Source organism: uncultured Roseibium sp. (assembly GCF_947499295.1).
In the GTDB taxonomy this organism is placed as follows: domain Bacteria; phylum Pseudomonadota; class Alphaproteobacteria; order Rhizobiales; family Stappiaceae; genus Roseibium.
This window is the reverse complement of sequence record NZ_CANMNP010000002.1, coordinates 14339-29774: the sequence shown is the minus strand read 5'-3', so window position 1 is coordinate 29774 and position 15436 is coordinate 14339. Positions and strand designations below refer to the sequence as shown.

The following is a 15436-nucleotide window of genomic DNA, read 5'->3' as shown; positions in this document are numbered from 1 at the left end:
GATGAGTGCAGTCCAGGCCGACAGCATAGACGCCAAGGCCCTTCCTTCCGGCCGTATCGCGACTGGCCTGTCGGAAACACTCGCATTCTGTTTTGCGATGGTGATTTTGATCTACGCGGCTTCGGGTCCGATCTCCGAGTTTGTCCGGTGGATCATAGAAGTGACTACGCCCGGGTTCGATGAACTCTCCAGACGCGACAAGCGATTGCTTTATCGCGAGCATTGGCTTGGCGGCGGTTATCGAAGTTTTGAACGCACCTTCCTCTTGCCCACCGGCCTGATACTGGGCCTCCCGATCCTGTTTGCCTTTGCGATTTCACTTCTCACGCTTCACGGCAACCGCACTTTGCAGTGGCTGAACTGGGCGCTGACACTGTTGGCCGTTGCCGCCTTTTCTGCTTGGATCGTCAAGATCTTTGCGACTGATGGCGGCGCGCTTCCTTCCGCGCAACCAATCGACTACGTGATGTTCCCGCTCGCGACGATGATCACACTCTATCTGACATGGCGCATGTTCGGCGGGTTCATCGTGGCGTTTTGCGCCTTCTGGATCGTGTATTTCTTTGTGCGGGGCGATTTGCCCGGCTGGACCGGGATCCTTGCCGGATCTGATGCAACCTTTGGTCAAAATCTGCGCTCAATGGTGCAGAACTTCTGGGCTCAGACAGGCGGCATGTTCGGCCAGCCACTTCAGGTCGTCTCAGGAAACGTTCTCATTTACATCGTGTTCGGCGCCGTGATGATGGCCTCGGGCGCCGGCGATTTGCTTTTGAAGATAGCCAATCGCCTGACCGGCCGTTTTGTTGGTGGTGCCGCACATGCTGCGGTGGCCAGTTCCGCGCTGTTCGGAACGCTTTCCGGCGCTGCAATTTCAAATGTCGTCTCCACTGGCGTGATGACAATCCCCGTTATCAAGAAATCGGGTTTCCGGCCTGCCTTTGCCGGCGCCGTGGAAGCAGCCGCGTCCACAGGTGGGCAGGTGATGCCACCGGTCATGGGCGTTGTCGCGTTTTTCGTCGCCGGCCAAATCGGTCTCGAATATCGCTACATAGTGGTCGCGGCGATCCTGCCGGCGATCTTCTATTACCTCGGCACCTTCTTGACCATCTACTTCGAGGCCCGAAAACAGGGGATCGGAACACTCAGAGCCGAAGACCGGCCTTCGCTAAATCGCATGGAACTATTCCAGTGTCTGGTGTTTATCATTCCGCTTGGTGTTCTGACTTACTTCCTTTTCGTCCAGCCGTCCGTACCCAAAGCAGGTTTCTACGGTCTGGCTGCAGCCCTTGGGACGGCACTGGTTCTCTTTCCCGCGTTCCGGTCCGTAAGAAGCCTCTGGTCTGCATTCGTCAGCGCGGGACGCATGTCTGCCGCCATCGTTGTCATCGTAACCGCCATCGGCCTCATCGTTGGGCTGATCCAGGTGTCAGGCTTTTCAGGCAGACTTGCTCTGTTGCTGACCCAAATGGCAAGCGGGCCGCTACCGGTTGTCTTGCTGGTCGTTGCGCTCGGCTCCATCGTTCTTGGAATGGGCCTGCCGCCGGGTGCGACTTACTTCATCATAGTGATTGCGCTCAGCTCCGGCATTGAAGCAATCGGCATTCCACCGCTCACACTGCATCTGTTCGTGGTTTTCTTTGCCGTCATGTCGACAGTGACACCACCGGTTGCGCTGGCTGCATTTGCCGCGGCCCCCATTGCGGGCGCAGATCCCGTGCGGACGGGGTTTGAGGCGGCGCGCATCGGGATCGCCGGATTTCTGATCCCGTTTGTCTTCGTCTATCACCCTGCTGTTCTTTACAAGCTGCAAGTCCTCTTTGTCTGGTTCGGAGAAGACCTTCCGACCAGCCACGCCATGCTTGATGTTGCAACGGTCGGATGGTCCGAATTCGCTTGGATCATTGTCGCCTTCATGCTCGCCATGTGGATGCTCGCATCCGCATTGACGGGATTTGACCGCGCGCGCCTCAGCCCGCTCGAAAGATTGGTGAGGACCGCACTCGGTCTGCTTACGCTCGTTCCGAGCCTGTTGGTGGCCGTTTTGGCAACTGTCGCCGGCATCGCACTGCTCGCCCGGCATTTTCATCTGTCACGGCATTCAACACCAAACGCACCAAAGGAAATTGCATGACCAAGGGAGGAAACCTCATGCGCCGACTAAGTCTTGCGACTGTTCTTGCCACAACCCTTATTGCTTCATCCAGCTGGGCGGAGGACGTCACGTTAAAAATGGCCACGATCGCACCGAGCCTCGGCCAAGCGATCACGATGGCTACCTTTGCCAACATCGTGACCGAGAATTTGGATGACGTCACGATTGAGGTTGCTGCTGGCGGTGCTGCGACCGTCCATATGCTGGAAGTAGCCAAAGGCAACCTCGATATGTCGATGGGCTCTCCAACGATCCACTCGCTGCTCAGCAACAAGAGGGCGATGTACAAGGACGTGGAAAACCACGAGGAGCTGGCCGGTAACATCAGCCAGCTCATGGCCTTTCCCTGGGGGGCTTATCACTTTGCCGTACGCCCCGACAGCGGGATCGAATATCTCGATGACATTGAGGGGACAACCGTGTTTCTGGGCCCGCAAGGAGGTGGAGCCTACAACGCCGCCAAAGGCTGGATCCAGTCCACAACAGGCCTCGTTGCGGGTGAAGACTATGATGCAATCAAGGCAAACTGGAAAACAGGCTTTCAGGCCTTTCTAGATGGCAAGATCGACATGTATGTCAATGGCTGCATTGACCCCTGTCAGCAATTCATACAATTCACTGAGACTGAAAAAGTGCGATTCATCGGACCGGAAGACGATAGCGGTGAAGCGGTTGACAAGTTTCTCGGCAAGTTCCGCCATCGCACTGAGGTTCCAGCAGGCCTTTACGCAAATCAGGTCAACGAAGGTCCCGTCAAATCCAACGACACCGGTGTCAGCATTGCCGTTCGCACGGATCTAGACGAAGAGCTGGTCTACAACATGACCAAGGCATTCTGGGAGAATGTCGACAGTATCGCATCCGATGCGCCTTGGGCAAAAGCGCTGACGCCCGAATATGCCGCAAAGGCAGAGGGCACAATCAAGCTGCACCCAGGCGCAGAGCGCTATTACAAGGAAATCGGCGCGCTGTAATCTGTACTTTCCGAAGACTTTCGCCGGCGTCAAGCTTGCAAAGCTTGACGCCGGCGAATTTAGTCAGGTTGTGCAACAGGCTTTCCGGGTCTCTTCGGCAGGGTCAGTTCGGAAGCACGGCGATCCGCCTCTGCTTCAGGAATTCAATGGTGGGCAGGTCAGTTGCCAGGGAAATCGCCTTTTCATAGCAGGCAACAGCCTCGTTGTTTCGCCCCGATCTGGCGTACAAATCGGCTCTGACGGCCCAGAAAGGCTGGAATGCCGGTCCGACGGTTTCCTCAATCGCCTCGATGGCCGCAAGCCCTGCTTCGGCACCATGCAATCGGCCGGTAATCGCAGCTTGTGCAACAAGTCCGCCAGCCGTTGGCACTTTGGTCAGATAGGCATGATAGAGCTTGTTGAGCGCTTCCCAGTCCGTTTCACCGCTTTGTTTTCTTTCAATGTGAACGGCTTCGATTGCCGCCTCAATCTGAAACCGGCCAACCTCTTCCAGACGATAAGCGCGCGACAATTGCCGCTTGCCATAGTTGATCAACCCGTCATTCCAAAGGTTGGTGTTCTGTTCATCCGTCGGCACCAAAATGCCTTCGACAATGCGCGCATTTACCCGGGCATGACTGAAGGCGATCAGCGCGGAAAGGCCAAGAACTTCTGCGCTGTCCGGCAGCAACTTGCACAACAGATCCGAAAGGTAGAGTGCTTCCTCACCCAGGGTGTCTGCCGGATCGAGCCAATCATGAGCATGCAGACCGTAAATCGCTTCAAGAACAGAAGTGCTCCGCTCAGGCAAAACCTCCCGATCCGGGATTTTGAACGGAATGCCTGCGTCCCGGATTTTTGTCTTGGCACGAACAAGCCGCTTTGAAAGTGCGGCTGGGGACATCAGATAGAGGCGCGCAATATGCTTGGCATCAAGTCCAAGGACGGTTTGAAGCATCAAGGGTGGATGCAGGTCTGCCGCGATGGCGGGATGCGCACAGACCATCATGAGAGCCAGGCGCTGATCCGGAAATTCACGACCTGAACTTTCTTCTTCCGGCATGTCGGGCAGCTCGTGTTCGGTTGGAAATCGTGTCTGGCGCCTTTGCACGTCCGTCAAGCGGTTGCGCGCGACCGTCAAAAGCCACGCGTCCGGATTGCGGGGAACTCCGTTTTCAGGCCAATGATCAAGCGCTTTGGCAAATGCATCCGCCAAAGCGTCTTCTGCCTGCGCAATATCACTCGTGCGCACTGACAGAAAGGCGAGCAAACGGCCATAAGAAGCCCGCGCCGCCATTTCGGCTGCGCGGGCCGCATTGCTCAATTGCCGCCCATCGCGGATGCCCGGATTTCCACCTTGCCGGTTTTGGCAGCCGGACATTTTTCGGCCCAAACCATTGCCGCATCCAGATCCAGAACATCTACGACGAAATATCCACCAAGTGTTTCCTTGGTGTCAGCAAAGGGACCATCCTGAATTTCCTTCGCCCCCGCCTTCAGCGATAGGGTCGTCGCAGTCTGCACCGGCTGCAGCCAATCGGTATCAACAAAGACACCAGCTTCCTGCAATGCGCCGATATAGGCCCCGTAAACTTCCTTTTCAGCTTCCCAGTCTTCAGCAGTCATATGCGCAAGGTCGGCCGGGTCCGTATAAAGCAAGAATGTGTAACGCATTTTGTTTCCTCAAATTTTCAAGCTGATGATCACGCAGCGGATGCCAGGTTGTCGAGACCCTGTTCAAAGGTCTTGCCTACCATGCCGTCCATAAAGAGCCCAAAGACCCGGAAGACCGGATTGTAGCCAAGGTCCATATCCATGCGCCAAGTGACGAGCGTTCCGCCGGGTGCTCCCACAGCCGAGATTTCCTGGACCGGTTTGCCCATCGCGCCAAGATCTATGTCGTACCGCACGGCATCTTGGGTCACGGCAGCTACGGTCTGAGTGCCCTTTCCGTCCTTGCCATTGAACCGGAAGCCCGAGCCGACACCACTTTCTGGTCCGAAGGCGGTGATTTTCAGGTTGGCATCGGCGGTCAGATACGGATTGAATTTCTGATATCCGGTATTGGAAGCCGCCAGGGACAAGACTGTTGCCGGGCTAGTTGCCATCACGGCCTGGCGTTCAACATGTATCTGTCTTGGCAGCTGCAGAGTTCCAGCAGCAATCAATGTCAGTGCACCGACACCGCCGGCCAAAAAAGTCCAAATCGTCATGATGTCCTCTCAGTCTTTTCTTGAAAGCACCTTTGCTTTCACTGACATGACGAACCGCCTGGCTTGCGATGGACATTCCTCAATTTTTTTTGCCGGACACGAATACCTCGGGCCTCGCGTGACCAATTACCGATCAACACCCTTGCAACTATCTCTTTGATTCAAAATAGTATTTTCATCCCGTCAGGTGTTTCAATCTCTGCACGGTATTTTACGTGTTTCCCAATCTGTACCGTGGGCGATGAGACGATGTTCAGCATTTCATAGAGCATCTCAAGATTTCCAGGGTCGGGGTGCCGCACGGAAAATGATAGAAGCCGGGCTCCCATATCGGGTATCTCTGCCATTGAAGTCGGATCATCGCGGTGATCGATCAAGGATGGCAGTGCGCCTTCATGCGGCAAGGCTCCATCTTGGGGAATTGAAAATGCAAATTCGGGTTCAATGAAGGGAAGAGCAACTTCGTCTCCAAATAGTCTTCCATATTGTGAAAGAACAGCGCCTATTTCTTTGGTGCTGGCGACCCAACCTCTGAGGCGGCGGCCTTCGTCCCAGTTCTTCCTGACGTTTTCATTATCATCCAGTCCGAACCATCGGGACCTGTGCGGTTGGCGTCCATCGGGATCAACCGCGATGATTTCCAGATAGACGCGATCTCCGAGCTACAGCCTATGATTATGAGTGCCCATATACTCATGCCGTGTGCCGAATGGCACGTCCAGGTCAAGACAGTCCCGGACATGCGCGACGCCTTCCGCCAGCGTCGGAGCGATGACGGTTAGATGGTCGAGCTTCAGCATGCAGCGGATCCTTCTGCGAATAAGGATAGGGACAGCCCAAATTCAAGATTGTTAACCATACCCTGCCATCATCTGTTCCGGTTTTACTATAGGTGACGACGACTTTCGGCAGCGGTGACCCCTTTGAAAATCGAACTCGCGCCAATTCGTACGATCTTCGGCATTGATCTGCGCACACTTGCCCTTTTCCGCATTCTTCTCGGCGTTTACATCCTGATTGATCTCGCAATGCGGAGCCGCGATCTGATCGCACACTATACGGATGCGGGTGTAATGCCGCGATCCGTTCAGATCGATCATCTTTATGTCACCACCTGGTCGCTCCATCTGGCAAATGGGGCGGCTTGGTTTCAAGGACTTTTGTTTGGGATCGCAGGCCTTGCGGCTCTCTGCCTGATCGCCGGCTGGCGCACGCGCTTCATGACGGCCGTTTCCTGGGGTCTGATGTTGTCGGTGCAGAACAGAAACACCTTTGTGCTCTCCGGCGAAGACAATCTTGCCCTTCTTCTACTCTTCTGGGCGTTGTTCTTGCCTTTGGGGGCCCGGTACTCCGTTGATGCCGCGTTGGACAAAACGCAATACTTTGTCAAAAATGAATATGCCTCAATCGCCACAGGTGCCCTGCTCCTGCAAGGCATGTCGATGTATTTCTTCAGCGCGCTTTTGAAGACACATCCGATCTGGTTCAAAGACGGCACGGCAGTTCATTATGCGCTTCAGCTTGACTATCTCGTGACCGCTTTCTCGCTCTGGTTCAGGCAATTTCAAGGTCTGATGACAGGCCTGACCTACTACGTCTATCTGCTTGAGCTCGTTGGTCCGTTCCTTATTTTTTCACCTTTGTTTCACCGAACGCTGCGAATGGTTTTCATGGTGGCGTTCATGACCATGCATTTGGCGTTTCTTCTATTTCTTGAAATTGGTTTTTTCCCGCTCATTTCGATCATCATGAACCTGACTTTCCTGCCGGGCTGGATGTGGGATGCTATCGCCAGGAAGCTTCCTCGACGCACCAAAGCCGACCTTCACATGTGGTTCGATCATGGATGCGATTTCTGCGAGAAGACCTGCTGTTTCTTGCGGGTGTTTCTTTTTCTGCCTGCAACACAAATCCGTCCTGCGCAGGACGACCCAGACATCGGTGCAGAGCTGGAGGCACGGAACTCATGGGTTGTCACAAACGGTAATGAACGCCACTACAAGTTCCAAGCCCTTGCTCTGGTTGTCAGAGCGTCGCCGGTCTTCTTTCCTGTCGGCTGGTTGCTCAATCGCGCCATTTTTCGAAATACCGGCAATCGGATCTATGACTGGGTGGGCCGCAACCGGAAAACACTTTCAAAAGTGTCCCGCAACTGGTTTGCGTGGCGGACCTCACCTCCCCGGTTCGGCGTCGTGACCCAGTTGCTGGCTGCGATTTTCCTGTGTTTCATCACGGTGCAGAACGTAGCCACCTTGCCATGGAGCGGCGTTTCTCCGCTGCCTGCTTCTTTCAAAATGGTTCGCCAGGCACTTGGCCTTTTTCAGCACTGGACAATGTTTGCGCCCTTTCCGGAGATGACCAGTCCCTGGCCAGTCATTGAGGGCGAACTTGCCGATGGCACGATCGTTGATGTCTATTACGGCAACGTGGGACTGGCCGACTTTGAAAAACCCGCCGTGGTTTCAACCGTCTTTGAGAATTACAGGTGGCGCAAATTCCTTTCGAACCTTGAAGACCAGACCTACGACGACAGCCCTCAATTTCTCGCACTGACTTACGGCCAATATCTTTGCAGGACCTGGGCCAGTTTTGACCCGGCCATGCCTGCGCTGAAATCCTTTGTCATCTACTTCCAGATTGAAAGATCTCAACCACCCGGTCTGCCGAAAGAGGTGGAGACCCGGCAGGTCTGGAACCACGAATGCTCCGGGTGATTGATTGCCTTCTATCTTAAAGTGGACAGCGAGCTAGTTCCTCGGCGGAATATTGATCGCCTTTTCGCTTGCAGGCCGTTTCAGGCAGGTTTCGACCCATCGGACAACGTTCTTGTGATCCAGATATCCGGTTACTTCAGCCGCTTCATAGAACCCGTTGATATTCCGTGCCCAGGGCCAGCTGGTGACATCCGCGATTGTATAGTCGTCACCCATGATGAACTGCCGCCCTTCGAGTTGGCGGTCCAGAACGCCGAGAAGCCGTTTGACTTCGTCGCGATACCGCTCAAACGGGCGACGGTCCTCATACTCCTTGCCGGCAAACTTGTGAAAGAAGCCAAGCTGGCCGGTCATCGGGCCCAACCCGCCCATCTGCCACATCAGCCATTGGATCGTCTCATATTTTGCAGCCGGATCGGCCGGAAGCAGCTTGCCCGACTTTTCTGCAAGGTAAATCAGGATGGCACCCGACTCCCACAAAGCCAGAGGCTTTCCGCCCGGCCCATTGGGATCGATGATCGCAGGGATCTTGTTGTTCGGATTGAGCGACAGGAATTCCGGGGTCATCTGATCATTGGTCGCGAAATCGACTTTGTGAGCTTCATATGCCAATCCCGTTTCTTCCAGCATAGCCGACACCTTGATGCCGTTCGGGGTCGGCAGCGAATAAAGCTGGATCCGCTCAGGATGTTGAGCAGGCCATTTTCTGGTGATTGGGTAGTCGGTCAATGCAGACATTAGATACTCTCTTTTATTTCTGTTCCGAAGGTCTTTGCCGGATTACGCTGCGCATATAGGACATCGTCATCGCATTTAAACCCATCGTTTTTCGCCGATGAATAATTGGGGAAGACACAAGCGCGCAAACACCTTATAGCTCGCGCGCTCAAGCGGAGAGCCGAACCAGGGTCAGACCTTTTCAAGGAGATATTGATGGCGGACGATACCGAAACGCGGATTGAAAAGCTTGAAATAGATCTCGCCCATGCGACAAACACCATCGATGAACTCAACACCGTTGTAATTGAGCAAGGCAAGCAGATAGAGCGGATGAAACGTGTGCTTGCAAACATGACCGATCAGGTCGAGGAGCTGATGGACAACGTGCTGCCTGGTCACCAGATCGACAAGCCGCCTCACTACTGAAGGCATCCTGGGCGTTTGATCCATTCCAAAGCCGGTTTTGTCAAAAACACTATGCTGACGGAAGTTTCAAAGAAGGTGCTTCATGCGTGTCTTGAAATATCTGGGCTTCCTGCTCGTGCTGATTGCCGGCATTGCCGGCATCTCCTGGTGGAATACGCGCCCTCCCACTGTTGAAGTCGTTACGCCCTATAGAGGCAGTGCGGCTGAAGTCGTCTATGCAACGGCTGTTGTAGAACCCGTGCGTTGGGCCAAAGTCACCAGCATCATCCGTGAGCGCATAACTTCGCTATGCGGCTGCGAAGGCATGGAAGTCGCCAAGGGGGACCAGCTGGCCGAACTGGACAGTGGCGATGCCCTTGCAACACTGGCCGAGCTGGAAGCACGTCAGGTTCTAGCCAAGTCCGACAGAGAACGCGCAATGCAACTCCTGGAAAGGCGGGTGGTCAGCCAGCAGGTCTACGACAAGGCCCAAAGCGAACTCATTCGCGTCAATGCCATGATCGCGGCACAAAAGGAACGTTTGCGCGATTACAGCATCGTTGCTCCCATGAACGGCGTGGTCTTGCGTCAGGATGGAGCAGTTGGTGAAGTCGCGGAGCCAGGTGATGTTCTGTTCTGGATCGGCCAACCCCAGCCGCTGCAGCTGATTGCCGAGGTGAATGAAGAAGACATCCCGAAAGTCGCCAAAGACCAGAAAGCGCTCATCAAGGCAGACGCATTTCCAAAACGGGACCTTGTGGCAACCGTTTCAAGGATCACACCCAAGGGCGATCCGGTGCTGAAGAACTACCGCGTCTATCTGGACCTTCCGGACGACACACCCTTGCGCATCGGCATGACCGCTGAAATCAATATTGTCACAGATGAAGAAGCAGACACCTTGCTGTTGCCGCTTGCCGCCTTCGATGGTGCACACGTGCAGGCGATTGCTGAAGACAACACCGTCTCGCTTCTTCAGGTCGATACCGGAATCAGGGGCACACGTGCCGTTGAAGTGCTGGCCGGTGTGGAGCCGGGTGCAAGAGTTGTCTTTCCCTACAATTCAGATCTGGAAGCGGGACAGACTGTCAGGCCGGAGGCCGCGAGCGAGCCATGATTCTTTTGTTCAGGATCGCGGCAACCCATGTCCGCAACCGCATGCGACAGACTGTTGTGTCAACGCTTGGCGTGGCGCTTGGGGTCGGATTTTCCGTTGCCATGGCAGGTTTGATGGAGGGTTCACAACGGGACTTCATGTCGACCTTGATCGAGGCAATTCCGCATGTCGAGATCCAGGACGAACAACGTGCTCCGGCCTTGCAGCCCGCCAGCGAACGATTTGACGCAGTCGCTTTTCACGGGCTGAGACCGAAGGAGGATCTGCGCGGTATTCGCAATCCGACAGAGGCCCTGGCGTCCTTACGCGATTGGGTGAACGGTTCCATGACACAGCGACTGAGCGGCCAGGCCGTGCTGCGTTATAGCGGACAGGACATCGGGCTGACTCTGACCGGTGTGGTGCCCCGCGACGAACTTGACGTTTCCAAGATCGAAGACGACATGCGCCAGGGCTCGCTCAAGGATCTTGAAGTGACGTCGAATGGTCTCGTGCTCGGCAGGAAAGCTGCCCAAAGACTTGGCGCGGATGTCGGGGACACCGTCACACTTACATCGGCGAACGGAGTGGCAAAAAGGTTCAAGATCGTTGGCCTTTTTCATACAGGCATCACCGCCAGCGACGAAGGCTTTGCTTATGCGCCCTTGAAAGCTGTCCAGATCCTTCTGGAAAAACCCGACATCATCAATAGCATCTCCATTCGTCTTTCAGATATTGGCGAGGCAAATGATGTCGCTTCCCGCGCCGAACGGCAGCTCGGATACAAGGCGGTTTCCTGGGAGGAAGCGAATGAAGGACTGATGGAGGCCTTCTTCGTGCGCAATGTCATCATGTACACGGTCGTCGGCGCCATACTGGTTGTGGCAGGCTTCGGCATTTTCAATATCGTGTCCACCATCGTTCATGAAAAGGCAAAGGACATTGCGATTCTGAAATCGCTCGGATTTCCAGAAACGGACATCCAGCAGATTTTTGTCCTTGAAGGCCTCGTGATCGGCGTGCTTGGCGCGATCGCGGGGTCAGTGCTGGGTTTTGGCCTTTCCAGCTATCTCGCAACGGTCAAGTTCGAACTCACGACGGATGTCGAGGTGACCCGCCTGCCGATCTATTTTTCGGTTTTGCACTACGCGATCGCCTGCCTTCTGGCGCTGTTTTCTTCTGCAATCGCCGGCCTGATACCTGCCCGCAAGGCCGCTCGTCTCAATCCCGTTGACATTATCCGGGGGGCCACGTGACTGCTCCCGCTGCCGCACCGATAGAACATCCGCTGCTGGAAACACGTGACCTGACCCGCATATTGCCCGCTGTTGTTCCTGTCACGCTGGTCAAGGATGTCAGTTTGCGGATCGGTCATTCGGAGTTTGTCGCGATCACCGGACCTTCCGGTTCCGGGAAATCCTCATTGCTTTATCTGCTCGGCCTGCTCGACAGACCGACAGGGGGCGAGGTGTGGATTTCCGGTACAGAAACCGACCGTCTGTCTTCCGGCGAGCTTGCGCACATACGGTTGGAAAAGATTGGCTTCGTATTCCAGTTTCATTTTCTTTTGCCGGAATTCACAGCGCTGGAGAATGTCATGATCCCGATGCAGCGGCTTGGAAAGCTGCCGTCGAGGGAGCAGCATGAACACGCGGAAGGTCTGCTGGCCGGGCTTGGGCTTGAGGACTTCCTGAACCGCCGGCCAGAGCAACTTTCCGGAGGTCAACGCCAGCGTGTGGCTGTCGCCAGAGCGCTCGCAAATTCGCCGGACCTGATCCTCGCCGACGAGCCCACGGGGAGCCTCGATTCCGTTGCCACCGAACAGGTTTTCGAAAGCCTGCAAAAAATCGTAGAGACCCAGCAGACAACCATTATTGCGGTCACGCACGATATGGACCTGGCAAATCGCATGGAACGGCGTGTTCACCTGGTCGACGGGCAAATTGACTACGACCGCAAACAATAGCGAAACCTCAACAACCTTTTCGGTGTCGGTAACATTGAAATCACAAGTGAATTTGTCATAGGTCCACCGCTTGCCATTGGTTTGAAGACATGTCATAAGCCCATCATCATCAAGAGAAGGGCTGGCGCCCTCGCCAACCTGCCGAACCGGGCAAGGTGGTTTCCGCAACAGGGATGCGGCTGGAAAGATCCTCCAAAGAGGCTATCCGGCAATCAAGCGGTTTCACAGCATGCGCCAGTCCTCCTCGGGCAACCGATGGAGGATTTTTTGTCTCAACAGCCTTTTGCCGGTCGTGCGGCAGACCTGATCGAGCATCATCTTGGCGCCCATGCCGAACTCGCCGAAACGTCAATCTGGCAGCAAGCTGCCGAAGATTGTGTTCTGGCGCGTATCAAATCACTGCGTATTGTTGGTGGACTGCCCAGGCACAAGGCTGCCCTGCATCCGGACGAACGCCTGGACAGGTTGAAGAGCCAGCTTCAGCTTTGGGCAAATGGCTGCACATGTGCTGTCGACGAAGATCTGTTCGCCGACATTGTCAACCGTCACCTGTCTGATCGCTAGATTTGGTTAGTCATTGTTGGGCACAGGGCGCGGCTTGCCGCCATCATCGACGGCCACCATTGTGAAGATAGCTTCCGTGACCATTTCGCGATGCCCGTACCGGTGCCGCAAGGCCCAGGCTTCCAATCTGATTTCCATGGATGAGCGTCCAACCCGGATCACTTCTGTATAGACACACAAAACGTCACCCACGTGCACGGGACGAATGAATTTCATCTTGTCGACCGCAATCGTGACAACGCGGCCCTCTGCCCTTTGACCGGCAGCGATGCCGCCGGCCAAATCCATTTGCGACAAAACCCAGCCACCGAAAATATCACCTGAAGCGTTGGTGTCTGCCGGCATCGCCATTGTTCGCAATGTCAGATCGCCATTCGGTTTAATTTCGGTCACGGCCGAGCCCCTCCTTTTTCAGACAGGTCGAGACTACCCACCGCGGCACAGATCACAAGTCCTACTTGATCAAAGTCACTCAAATCACCAGCATCATGATTGCCATGATCCAGAGGGGTAGTGGTGCAGCGATCCAGATCAGAACAATCGGGAGGCCGCGCTGCAGCAAGTTCTTGCGCATATGAAGGAAACTCCTTTTTCAGGCAAAGCCGGGGATCTCAATCACCGTCAGGATTGCGAGTGCCAGCATTCCGGTGATGAATGCTGCCTTGGCACTGCCAATCAGGGACCGGCCTGCCGTGTCGAGCCGTGGCATCGGTAAGTCGCGCGAATCCAGATACATCGACAGCAACATCAGCGAAAAAACGGCGAACCAGACAACGACAAGCACTTCGGCGACGAGCACAATTGCAATCAACATGTCCCTATCCAGTCCTGCTTCGAGTTGAGTTCTGGAGGTGGCACTGCGCCGGCAACCCCAAAAGTCGCCAGCCACAGACTTTGCGCGATACGCTCTGCAACAGCGATGATTTCGTCGGCAATGTCGGGCACGAACAGCTCCCGTACAACGGGACGGAATACGCCAAGCCACAAGGCATAATCCGCACTCACCAGCTCCTTCTGTTTAAGATGAGCCGGCACCGGCTTGCCCTTGTAAGCTCCGTTTTTCATGAGTACCGACTGCCAGAACGTTTCCATTTTCGGCAGATGCTCATCCCACTTGCCATCCAGCCGGCGGTTGAAAATCTCACCAAGTCGCGGATGCGCGCGCACACAGCCATAGAATGTCTGGACCATCACATGGATCGACTGCTCGTCAACATGCTCATAACGTTGCAGTCGGTCGCCCTTGTCGATCAGCGGCCGGCGGCCAAGTTTGTAACGGCGGCCTGAGAATTTACCGGATTGCATCGCCTTCTCCAAACATTCATTTAAAATGCATCTTTTAAATGACACAAGCTCGTACTAAAATCAACATCTGAGATGAATGTTTTACGGGAAGCTGCTATGCGCCTCAGTCAGGCCAGTGATTTTGCCTTACGAATTCTCATGGCCACCGGACAGTCCGACCATCCACAGACGGTCGAGAAGCTTGCCAACCAGCTCGGGCTGGCAAAATCTCACGTGATGAAAATCGTCGCGCATCTTGCAAAGGGCGGCTATCTGGAGACCACTCGCGGTCGTGGTGGCGGCATCAGGCTGGCAAAATCGCCAGACGCAATCAGGCTTGGCGATGTTGTCCGATTGATTGAGCCGGATCTTGGCGTGGTCGCCTGCCTGAAACCCGGATCAACTGTGTCCTGCGCTTTCCTGCCACGCTGTGCGTTGAAGGGTGCAATGGCACAGGCTGCCGAAGCGTTTCTTGACAGCCTGAATGGCCAGACACTGGCTTCGATTCTGGTTGGAACGCAGAAAGCCAGGCTCTTTGACGCAACTGGCTAAAGCGTTGAGGCCTGCTCGAGAAACTCGATCTGTTCAAGACAGTAATAGCCTGAAATCCGGCTGATCGTTCCGGCCCGTTTCCAATCGTTGAGCACACGGCTGACATTCTCGCGCGCAGCACCGGCCATATTGGCGATATCCGCCTGACTGAGCTTGTAGTGCACCAGCATCCGGCCATCGTCGAGAGGTTTGCCGAACGTTTCTGCCAACTGGAGCAGCGTTTGCGCAACCCTGCCTGGAAGAGGCAGGAACGAGCGCGCGGCCAAAACATCATTCGCGTGACGCAGTCTCTTTCCGACGATGGATAGCATATGACGATAGACGGCCGGGTGCTCGTCTGAGAACCTTTGGAATGCCGCCTTGTCAATGAAAGCGAGTTGCGCCTCTTTCAACGCGCTCACTGTCGCCGATCGGGGCCTGCCATCCAAGAGTGCCAATTCGCCAACAAGATCGCCTGGCCCGAGAACGGCCAGCAACTGTTCGTCGCCTTCAACGGACAAAAGAGACACTTTCAACGACCCTTCCAGCACGGCATAACAACCGTTGCCTGGGTCTCCGTTTTCAAAAAGAATTGTTCCAGCAGCAATCTTCATGGGCCGCGCAAGCCGTGACAGCCCAACAGCCAATTCCGGATCCAGCCCCTCAAGTGAAAAGCTGTTCTTCAAAAAGTCTTTAATTTCCGCCACACCTACCCCCTGCCAACAGCGTTGCCGCGACGAACTTTTTTGGATCAGACGCAATCCTGTGATGTTCATCACGTGCAATCAAGCAAAATAACCCTATATCTAAAGTCATGGAAGCGGGGTCGCCCCTCCCT

17 protein-coding genes, 1 pseudogene and 1 riboswitch are annotated in these 15436 nt (G+C 55.0%); of the genes and pseudogenes, 9 read left to right on the top strand and 9 right to left on the bottom strand.

Annotated features, from left to right (window positions below; genetic code table 11):
• Position 1: 1 nt before the first annotated feature.
• Together Q0835_RS04245 and Q0835_RS04240 are read left to right on the top strand one after the other, a co-directional pair.
• On the top strand, positions 2-2131 hold the full coding sequence (locus tag Q0835_RS04245) for a TRAP transporter fused permease subunit (protein WP_298958680.1): 2130 nt from the start codon (positions 2-4) through the stop codon (positions 2129-2131).
• Positions 2128-3126: a TAXI family TRAP transporter solute-binding subunit gene (locus Q0835_RS04240; protein ID WP_298958678.1), complete on the top strand. Its 999-nt coding sequence runs from the start codon at positions 2128-2130 to the stop codon at positions 3124-3126. Before Q0835_RS04245 ends, Q0835_RS04240 begins: the two co-directional genes overlap by 4 nt.
• A gap of 103 nt (positions 3127-3229) precedes the next feature.
• On the opposite strand, the gene Q0835_RS04235 is transcribed toward Q0835_RS04240, so the two are convergent.
• The 4 genes and pseudogenes from Q0835_RS04235 to Q0835_RS04220 form a co-directional block, all read right to left on the bottom strand.
• Complete coding sequence (locus Q0835_RS04235; protein WP_298958676.1) at positions 3230-4486, bottom strand: DUF6596 domain-containing protein; 1257 nt, start codon at positions 4484-4486, stop codon at positions 3230-3232.
• Entirely contained in the window at positions 4426-4779 is a 354-nt protein-coding gene (locus Q0835_RS04230) for a YciI family protein (RefSeq protein ID WP_298958675.1), read from the bottom strand. The genes Q0835_RS04235 and Q0835_RS04230 overlap by 61 nt, the downstream gene beginning before the upstream one ends.
• Positions 4780-4808: 29 nt before the next feature.
• Positions 4809-5318 (bottom strand): SRPBCC family protein, encoded by a 510-nt coding sequence (locus Q0835_RS04225; RefSeq protein WP_298958671.1) that lies wholly within the window; start codon positions 5316-5318, stop codon positions 4809-4811.
• A 161-nt stretch (positions 5319-5479) separates the two neighbouring features.
• Positions 5480-6118, bottom strand: a pseudogene (locus Q0835_RS04220) (VOC family protein).
• Between the two features lie 123 nt (positions 6119-6241).
• Here Q0835_RS04220 and Q0835_RS04215 point away from each other — a divergent pair.
• Complete coding sequence (locus Q0835_RS04215; protein WP_298958669.1) at positions 6242-8032, top strand: HTTM domain-containing protein; 1791 nt, start codon at positions 6242-6244, stop codon at positions 8030-8032.
• 33 nt (positions 8033-8065) lie between these two features.
• On the opposite strand, the gene Q0835_RS04210 is transcribed toward Q0835_RS04215, so the two are convergent.
• Positions 8066-8770, bottom strand: coding sequence for a glutathione S-transferase N-terminal domain-containing protein (locus Q0835_RS04210; protein WP_298814021.1), 705 nt, complete (start codon positions 8768-8770; stop codon positions 8066-8068).
• A gap of 195 nt (positions 8771-8965) precedes the next feature.
• On the opposite strand from Q0835_RS04210, the gene Q0835_RS04205 reads away from it, so the two are divergent.
• The 5 genes from Q0835_RS04205 to Q0835_RS04185 all read left to right on the top strand — a co-directional run bounded on the left by Q0835_RS04205 (position 8966) and on the right by Q0835_RS04185 (position 12783).
• Positions 8966-9178, top strand: coding sequence for a SlyX family protein (locus Q0835_RS04205; protein ID WP_298958666.1), 213 nt, complete (start codon positions 8966-8968; stop codon positions 9176-9178).
• Between the two features lie 82 nt (positions 9179-9260).
• Entirely contained in the window at positions 9261-10274 is a 1014-nt protein-coding gene (locus Q0835_RS04200; protein WP_298958662.1) for an efflux RND transporter periplasmic adaptor subunit, read from the top strand.
• Entirely contained in the window at positions 10271-11509 is a 1239-nt protein-coding gene (locus Q0835_RS04195; protein WP_298958659.1) for an ABC transporter permease, read from the top strand. Before Q0835_RS04200 ends, Q0835_RS04195 begins: the two co-directional genes overlap by 4 nt.
• Positions 11506-12219, top strand: coding sequence for an ABC transporter ATP-binding protein (locus tag Q0835_RS04190; protein ID WP_298958656.1), 714 nt, complete (start codon positions 11506-11508; stop codon positions 12217-12219). The genes Q0835_RS04195 and Q0835_RS04190 overlap by 4 nt, the downstream gene beginning before the upstream one ends.
• A 101-nt stretch (positions 12220-12320) precedes the next feature.
• Positions 12321-12445: riboswitch (SAM-I-IV-variant riboswitch) on the top strand.
• 41 nt (positions 12446-12486) lie between these two features.
• Entirely contained in the window at positions 12487-12783 is a 297-nt protein-coding gene (locus Q0835_RS04185) for a hypothetical protein (RefSeq protein ID WP_298958653.1), read from the top strand.
• Positions 12784-12789: 6 nt separating this feature from the next.
• Here the strand turns inward: Q0835_RS04185 and Q0835_RS04180 are convergent, their stop codons facing one another.
• The 3 genes from Q0835_RS04180 to Q0835_RS04170 all read right to left on the bottom strand — a co-directional run bounded on the left by Q0835_RS04180 (position 12790) and on the right by Q0835_RS04170 (position 14088).
• On the bottom strand, positions 12790-13134 hold the full coding sequence (locus tag Q0835_RS04180; RefSeq protein WP_152504432.1) for an acyl-CoA thioesterase: 345 nt from the start codon (positions 13132-13134) through the stop codon (positions 12790-12792).
• 241 nt (positions 13135-13375) lie between these two features.
• Positions 13376-13597, bottom strand: a complete 222-nt coding sequence (locus Q0835_RS04175) for a hypothetical protein (RefSeq protein ID WP_265680700.1) — start codon at positions 13595-13597, stop codon at positions 13376-13378.
• Entirely contained in the window at positions 13591-14088 is a 498-nt protein-coding gene (locus Q0835_RS04170) for a group III truncated hemoglobin (protein WP_298958648.1), read from the bottom strand. The genes Q0835_RS04175 and Q0835_RS04170 overlap by 7 nt, the downstream gene beginning before the upstream one ends.
• A 96-nt stretch (positions 14089-14184) precedes the next feature.
• On the opposite strand from Q0835_RS04170, the gene Q0835_RS04165 reads away from it, so the two are divergent.
• A complete protein-coding gene (locus Q0835_RS04165) occupies positions 14185-14619 on the top strand; it encodes an Rrf2 family transcriptional regulator (RefSeq protein WP_298958645.1) in 435 nt (144 codons plus the stop codon).
• On the opposite strand, the gene Q0835_RS04160 is transcribed toward Q0835_RS04165, so the two are convergent.
• Positions 14616-15305 (bottom strand): Crp/Fnr family transcriptional regulator, encoded by a 690-nt coding sequence (locus Q0835_RS04160; RefSeq protein ID WP_298822621.1) that lies wholly within the window; start codon positions 15303-15305, stop codon positions 14616-14618. The genes Q0835_RS04165 and Q0835_RS04160 overlap by 4 nt on opposite strands.
• Positions 15306-15436: the final 131 nt, after the last annotated feature.

What these genes read in the sequence shown, in the direction of transcription:
- Q0835_RS04245 (WP_298958680.1), top strand. Translation starts at nt 2, where the DNA reads ATGAGTGCAGTCCAGGCCGACAGCATAGACGCCAAGGCCCTTCCTTCC.
- Q0835_RS04240 (WP_298958678.1), top strand. Translation starts at nt 2,128, where the DNA reads ATGACCAAGGGAGGAAACCTCATGCGCCGACTAAGTCTTGCGACTGTT.
- Q0835_RS04235 (WP_298958676.1), bottom strand. Translation starts at nt 4,486, where the DNA reads ATGTCCGGCTGCCAAAACCGGCAAGGTGGAAATCCGGGCATCCGCGAT.
- Q0835_RS04230 (WP_298958675.1), bottom strand. Translation starts at nt 4,779, where the DNA reads ATGCGTTACACATTCTTGCTTTATACGGACCCGGCCGACCTTGCGCAT.
- Q0835_RS04225 (WP_298958671.1), bottom strand. Translation starts at nt 5,318, where the DNA reads ATGACGATTTGGACTTTTTTGGCCGGCGGTGTCGGTGCACTGACATTG.
- Q0835_RS04210 (WP_298814021.1), bottom strand. Translation starts at nt 8,770, where the DNA reads ATGTCTGCATTGACCGACTACCCAATCACCAGAAAATGGCCTGCTCAA.
- Q0835_RS04205 (WP_298958666.1), top strand. Translation starts at nt 8,966, where the DNA reads ATGGCGGACGATACCGAAACGCGGATTGAAAAGCTTGAAATAGATCTC.
- Q0835_RS04200 (WP_298958662.1), top strand. Translation starts at nt 9,261, where the DNA reads ATGCGTGTCTTGAAATATCTGGGCTTCCTGCTCGTGCTGATTGCCGGC.
- Q0835_RS04195 (WP_298958659.1), top strand. Translation starts at nt 10,271, where the DNA reads ATGATTCTTTTGTTCAGGATCGCGGCAACCCATGTCCGCAACCGCATG.
- Q0835_RS04180 (WP_152504432.1), bottom strand. Translation starts at nt 13,134, where the DNA reads ATGGCGATGCCGGCAGACACCAACGCTTCAGGTGATATTTTCGGTGGC.
- Q0835_RS04175 (WP_265680700.1), bottom strand. Translation starts at nt 13,597, where the DNA reads ATGTTGATTGCAATTGTGCTCGTCGCCGAAGTGCTTGTCGTTGTCTGG.
- Q0835_RS04170 (WP_298958648.1), bottom strand. Translation starts at nt 14,088, where the DNA reads ATGCAATCCGGTAAATTCTCAGGCCGCCGTTACAAACTTGGCCGCCGG.
- Q0835_RS04165 (WP_298958645.1), top strand. Translation starts at nt 14,185, where the DNA reads ATGCGCCTCAGTCAGGCCAGTGATTTTGCCTTACGAATTCTCATGGCC.